Origin of the sequence: uncultured Microbacterium sp. (assembly GCF_913776565.1) — a bacterium.
GTDB lineage: Bacteria > Actinomycetota > Actinomycetes > Actinomycetales > Microbacteriaceae > Microbacterium.
Genome location: NZ_CAJYPF010000263.1, coordinates 1 through 5,496 on the forward strand (window position 1 = coordinate 1; position 5,496 = coordinate 5,496).

Sequence of the window (5,496 nt, forward strand, 5' to 3'; positions counted from 1 at the left end):
ACACCGCTGCCGGAGACCTCGCCGTCGAACTGATGAAGTCGGCCGTGCGCCGCACGCACGGGCCCGAAGTGCTCGGTGGCGTGGGCGGCTTCGCCGGACTGTTCGACGCCTCGGCCCTGCGCGACTATGCCAAGCCGCTGCTCGCGACCAGCACCGACGGCGTCGGCACCAAGGTCGCGATCGCCCAGGCGATCGACAAGCACGACACGATCGGCGAGGACCTCGTCGGCATGGTCGTCGACGACATCGTCGTGGTCGGTGCGCGCCCCCTCTTCATGACCGACTACATCGCGTGCGGCAAGGTCGTTCCGCAGCGCATCGCCGACATCGTCGCGGGCATCGCGCGCGGCTGCGCCCTCACGGGAACCGCGCTGGTGGGCGGCGAGACCGCCGAGCACCCGGGCCTGCTCGGCGTCGACGACTACGACGTCGCGGGAGCGGCCACCGGCGTGGTCGAGGCCGACCGCGTGCTCGGCGCCGACCGGGTCCGCAGCGGTGACGTCGTGCTGGCCCTCGCGTCCAGCGGCCTGCACTCCAACGGCTACTCGCTCGTGCGTCACATCATCACCGGAGCGGGCATCGCCTACGGCTCCGCCTCCGCCGAGCTCGGCTCGACGTGGGGCGAGGCGCTGCTCGAGCCGACGCGCCTGTACACCTCGCCGCTGCTGCGTCTGCTCGACGACGCGGCGGTGGGCGGCGGCATCCACTCCCTCAGCCACGTGACCGGCGGCGGCATCGCCGCCAACCTCGCGCGCGTGCTGCCGCAGCAGACGTGGGTCGACGTCGACCGCGCGACGTGGACCCCGTCGCCGGTGTTCCGCGTGCTGGCCGAGATGGGCGGTCTCGACCTCACCGCCACCGAGGGCACCTGGAACCTGGGCATCGGCTTCCTCGCGGTCGTCGCCCCCGAGGTGGCCGACGCGGTGACCGCCGCGCTCACGGTCGACGGGATCGCGACGTGGCAGGTCGGCGTCGTGCGCGACGGCGCGCGCCCCGAGGGCGAGTACGAGCAGGGCGCCAAGGGCGTCGACGGCGGCGCCGTGCGACTGGTCGGAACCTACGCGGATGCCGGTCACCCGGCGAACGGAGCGAACTAACACCCCATGTGCGGCATCGTCGGCATGGCCGGGCAGGGCCCGGTCAACCAAGAGATCTACGACGCGCTCCTGCTCCTCCAGCACCGGGGACAGGATTCCACGGGCATGGCGACCGCCGAGTCCAGCGGGGTGTTCCACATCCACAAGGCCCGCGGGCAGGTGCGCGAGGCGTTCCGCACGCGCGACATGCGGGCGCTCCTCGGCGACATCGGCCTCGGGCACGTCCGCTACGCGACCAAGGGCACGGCATCCAACGAAGAAGAGGCGCAGCCCTTCTACGTCAACGCCCCGTACGGCATCGTGCTCGTGCACAACGGCAATCTCACCAACACGCGCGAGCTGACCAGCGAACTGTTCTCGAAGGACCGCCGTCACCTCAACACCAGCAGCGACACCGAGCTGCTGGTGAACATCCTGGGCTCCGAGCTGCAGTCCGAGATCACCGGCCCGGACCTCGATCCCGCGCAGGTGTTCCGCGCGGTCGCGCGCGTGCATGAGCGTGTCGAGGGTTCTTACGCCTCGATCGCGTTGATCGCGGGCTACGGACTGCTCGCGTTCCGCGATCCCTTCGGCATCCGTCCCCTCATCCTGGGCAAGCGCGCCGCCGCCCAGGTGCCGGGCGGCGAGCCGCGCGACGAGTACATCGTCGCGTCCGAGTCGCTCGTGCTCGAGAACGCCGGCTTCGAGGTCGTGCGCGACGTCGAACCCGGCGAGGCGGTGTTCATCACCCTCGACGGGACGCTCCACGCTCAGCAGTGCGCCGAGAAGACGATGCTCGCGCCGTGCTCGTTCGAGTACGTCTACCTCGCCCGTCCCGACTCGGTCATGAACGGCGTCTCGGTGTACGAGACGCGCCTGCGCATGGGCGAGCGCCTGGCGGACACCGTCGCCAAGTACACCCCCGCCGGCGCGATCGACGTGGTCATGCCGATTCCCGACTCCGCACGCCCCGCCGCGATGCAGGTCGCCCGCAAACTCGGCATCGAGTACCGCGAGGGCTTCTACAAGAACCGCTACGTCGGCCGCACCTTCATCATGCCCGGGCAGGCGGTACGCAAGAAGAGCGTCCGCCAGAAGCTCAACGCGATGTCGACGGAGTTCCAGGGCAAGAACGTCCTGCTGGTCGACGACTCGATCGTGCGCGGCACCACGAGCCGCGAGATCATCCAGATGGCCCGGGATGCCGGCGCCAAGAGCGTCACGTTCGCCTCGGCCGCACCTCCCGTGCGGTATCCCCACGTGTACGGCATCAACATGCCCTCGCGTCACGAACTGGTGGCCCACGGCCGGACGATCCCCGAGATCGCCGAGGAACTCGGCTGCGACTACCTGGTCTACCAGGAGGTCGAGGATCTGAAGGCCGCGATCATGGAGGGCACCGACCTGGTCGACCTCGACATGAGCTGCTTCGACGGCCGCTACGTCACGGGCACCGTGTCGGAGGAGTACCTCGCCTGGGTCGAGGGCAGCCAGGAGTCTTGACCCGCGCGTCGGCGGGTCGGGTCGCGCTCGCCGCGGCGGCCGTCGTCCTGCTCGCCCTGACGCTGCGACTCGCCGTGGCGTCGCTGTCGCCCCTGTTGACGGTCATCGAGCGCGACTTCGCGGTGCCCGCCGCGATCGTCGGACTCATCGGCATGGCGCCACCGGTCGCCTTCGCGCTCTCGGGCATGGTCACCCCGGCGATCGAGCGGCGACTGGGCCTGGAGCGCACCGTGCTGATCGCGGCGACCCTGGGCGCGGCGATGCTCGCACTGCGTGCCGCGGCGGTCGACGCCGGCTCGCTGCTGGCCGCCACGGCGGGGATCTTCGCCGCGGTGGGGGTGGCCAACGTGCTGCTGCCGACGGTGGTGAAGAAGTACTTCCCCAGCCGGATCGGCCTGATGACGACGGTCTACTCCACGACGATGGCCGTCGCGACCTTCGTGCCCCCGCTCGTCGCGGTGCCGCTCTCGGACGCGATCGGGTGGCGCGGGTCGTTCGCGACGTGGGCGGGCGTGGCGCTCGCCGCGGTCGTTCCCTGGGTCGCGCTCAGCCTGCGTGCCCGCGCGTCGCGGGCCGATGTCGTCGAGGAGCCCCGCACGTCGGTGCTGTCGCGCATCGTTCGTGTGCCGCAGACGTGGGCGCTCGTGGCCACCTTCGCGGTCAATTCGTCGGTGGCGTACGCGATGTTCGCCTGGATGCCGCCGCTGCTCATCGACATCGCCGAAGTGGATGCCGCCGAAGCCGGCGGACTGCTCGCCCTGTTCTCGTTCATGGGCTTGCCGGTGTCTCTGATCGTTCCCATCCTCCTCGGGCGCCTGGGACGGACGACGCCGTTCTACGTCGTCGCCGTCGTCACCGGACTCGTCGGCGTGGGCGGCCTGCTGCTGGCCCCCGCGGCGGCGACCGTGCTGTGGGTGGTGCTGATCGGCATCCCGCCCCTGCTCTTCCCCCTCGCGTTGACGCTGTTCGGTCTGCGGACGCGCTCGCACGAGACCACCGTCGCCCTCAGCGGTCTGGTGCAGAGCGTGGGATACGGTCTCGCGTCACTCATGCCGCTGACGCTCGGGCTGACGCACGAGCTCACCGGCGGATGGACGGTGGGATTGATCATCCTCGGAGTCGTGATCTGCGTCGCGGCTCCCGCGGCGGCGGTGATGGCGCGGCGCGAGAGCATCGAGGACGCGTGGGAGAGGCGCACGGGACGCGTCTGGTGACGCGGGCCGGGATGGACGAGCGACGGCTCAGCGCAGACACGGACGAAGGGCGCCGACGGGAAGTCGGCGCCCTTCGGCGAGTGTTCCTGCGGGTACGACGAACGCACTGGGCCGCGTCAGCAGCGGAAGGGAACGCGGAGAGGAGGCGTCAGGCCTTCTCGTCCTCGTATTCGTCGCTGTACTGGTCGGCCCACTTGTCGACGTACGCGTCTTCCCCCGCTGCGGGTGCGCCCAGTTCACGCTCGAGCGCCGAGTAGTTCACCGAGTAGGTGTCGTACTTCAGCTCACGGGCGATCTTGGTGTTCTTCGCCTTCTGACGGCCACGCCCCATGCGAGACCCCCTCACGATCGACGTCGAGGGCCACACGAGGGGCCCTGCGTATTGCGGTTCCGGACCGAGCCGGTAAGAGTAGCAGCCAGGATATCACGGCGCATTCCGGCCGAGCCGTCGAGCGGCCTCGACCCGAGGGCCGCCTTGCGAGAGGAGCATCATGACCGATCAGCCCCGTTCCGTCGCCGGTCCCGTGATCGCGGGCGTCGTGCCCGGACAATCGTCCCGCGTCGTGCGGGAAGCGGCGCGCTACGCGGCGCTCGCGCACGCCGAGCTGCTGGTCGTCCATGTCGACACCACCCGCTTCGTCGCGTTCGAGGATCCCGACGGTTACGTGCACTCCACGACGGCGGACATCGCGGGGGCGGCCGCCAAGGCGGCCCTCGACGACGTCCGCGCCTCGGCCGAGAAGGTCCTCGCCGGGCACGACGTGACGTGGAGCGCGCGGCAGGAGATCGGCGACCCCGCGCTCGCTCTCATCCGCCTGGCCGACGAGACCGGCGCCTCGCTGCTGGTCGTGGGCACCCGCAAACGCGGGATCGGCGAGTCCGTGCGCGAGTTCTTGACCGGGTCGGTCGCCGCCCGGCTGAGCCACCGCCAGCGCCGACCGGTGCTCGTCGTTCCGCAGGACGACCCGGTCGGCTCCGACGATCAGCTGCCGTGGGAGTGACGCCTCACGCGCGCATCGCGCGCTCCACCGCGTCGGACGCCTGACGCAACGCCGCCTCGATCTCGTCGACGCCGGCCTCGTGCAGCTCGCCGCCGCGTGCCACGTGCGCGCGCAGCTCCGAGCGCACGCGACCGCGGAACTCGGTGATCGCGGCATCGGCGCGCGACAGCTGTTCGCGACTGCGCGACCGGGCGTCGTCGACGGGCGAGGGCTGCGCATGCTCCCGCTCCTCGCGGGAGGCCGCCGCCAGGTCGGCGCGCAGGCTCCGCATCGCGTCGCGGACGCTGCCGCGCACCTCGTCGGCGATGAGTCGGACGCTGTCGGCCAGACCCGCCTGGATGCCCTGCAGATCGCCGGAGCGTGCGGTGACCTCGGCGCGGCCGGCATCCGTGATCTCGTAGACGGTCTTGCGGCCGTCGACGGTCTTGGTGACCAGGCCCTCTTCTTCGAGCTTGGCGAGGCGGGGGTAGATCGTGCCCGCCGACGGCGAGTAGGTGCCGCCGGTGCGTTCGGTGAGCGCCTGCATGAGGTCGTACCCGTGGCGCGGGGCCTCGTCGAGCAGGCTCAGGATGTACAGACGCAGATCGCCGTGCGAGAAGACGGGGCTCATCACCACTCCTCCTCTCCGGCGAGTTCTTCGGGACGCAGGCCCGAGATGCCGCGTCGCAGCACCGTGATCTCGCCCGAGACTGTGTTGGCGCG

The 5,496-nt window shown here is 70.8% G+C and carries 6 protein-coding genes; 4 read left to right on the forward strand and 2 right to left on the reverse strand.

Features of this window, described 5'->3' with window-relative positions; genetic code table 11:
• From purM to QZ433_RS14485, 3 genes are all read left to right on the forward strand, one after another.
• The coding region (gene purM / locus QZ433_RS14475; protein WP_295784794.1) for a phosphoribosylformylglycinamidine cyclo-ligase at window positions 1-1,097 on the forward strand (1,097 nt) is incomplete at its 5' end.
• 6 nt (window positions 1,098-1,103) lie between these two features.
• On the forward strand, window positions 1,104-2,579 hold the full coding sequence (gene purF, locus QZ433_RS14480) for an amidophosphoribosyltransferase (protein WP_295784796.1): 1,476 nt from the start codon (window positions 1,104-1,106) through the stop codon (window positions 2,577-2,579).
• A complete protein-coding gene (locus QZ433_RS14485) occupies window positions 2,576-3,793 on the forward strand; it encodes an MFS transporter (protein WP_295784798.1) in 1,218 nt (405 codons plus the stop codon). Before purF ends, QZ433_RS14485 begins: the two co-directional genes overlap by 4 nt.
• A gap of 148 nt (window positions 3,794-3,941) precedes the next feature.
• Here QZ433_RS14485 and QZ433_RS14490 read toward each other — a convergent pair whose 3' ends face one another.
• The gene (locus QZ433_RS14490) at window positions 3,942-4,124 is read right to left on the reverse strand and encodes a DUF3073 family protein (RefSeq protein ID WP_116537293.1); all 183 of its coding nucleotides are present in this window, start codon (window positions 4,122-4,124) and stop codon (window positions 3,942-3,944) included.
• A 160-nt stretch (window positions 4,125-4,284) separates the two neighbouring features.
• On the opposite strand from QZ433_RS14490, the gene QZ433_RS14495 reads away from it, so the two are divergent.
• The gene (locus QZ433_RS14495; protein WP_295784800.1) at window positions 4,285-4,794 is read left to right on the forward strand and encodes a universal stress protein; all 510 of its coding nucleotides are present in this window, start codon (window positions 4,285-4,287) and stop codon (window positions 4,792-4,794) included.
• 4 nt (window positions 4,795-4,798) lie between these two features.
• On the opposite strand, the gene QZ433_RS14500 is transcribed toward QZ433_RS14495, so the two are convergent.
• Window positions 4,799-5,404: a PadR family transcriptional regulator gene (locus QZ433_RS14500; RefSeq protein WP_295784803.1), complete on the reverse strand. Its 606-nt coding sequence runs from the start codon at window positions 5,402-5,404 to the stop codon at window positions 4,799-4,801.
• Window positions 5,405-5,496 lie beyond the last annotated feature (92 nt).

Excerpts from the sequence above, each read along its gene's own strand:
- QZ433_RS14490 (WP_116537293.1), bottom strand. The coding sequence starts at position 4,124 with ATGGGGCGTGGCCGTCAGAAGGCGAAGAACACCAAGATCGCCCGTGAG.
- QZ433_RS14500 (WP_295784803.1), bottom strand. The coding sequence starts at position 5,404 with ATGAGCCCCGTCTTCTCGCACGGCGATCTGCGTCTGTACATCCTGAGC.
- purF (WP_295784796.1), top strand. The coding sequence starts at position 1,104 with ATGTGCGGCATCGTCGGCATGGCCGGGCAGGGCCCGGTCAACCAAGAG.
- QZ433_RS14495 (WP_295784800.1), top strand. The coding sequence starts at position 4,285 with ATGACCGATCAGCCCCGTTCCGTCGCCGGTCCCGTGATCGCGGGCGTC.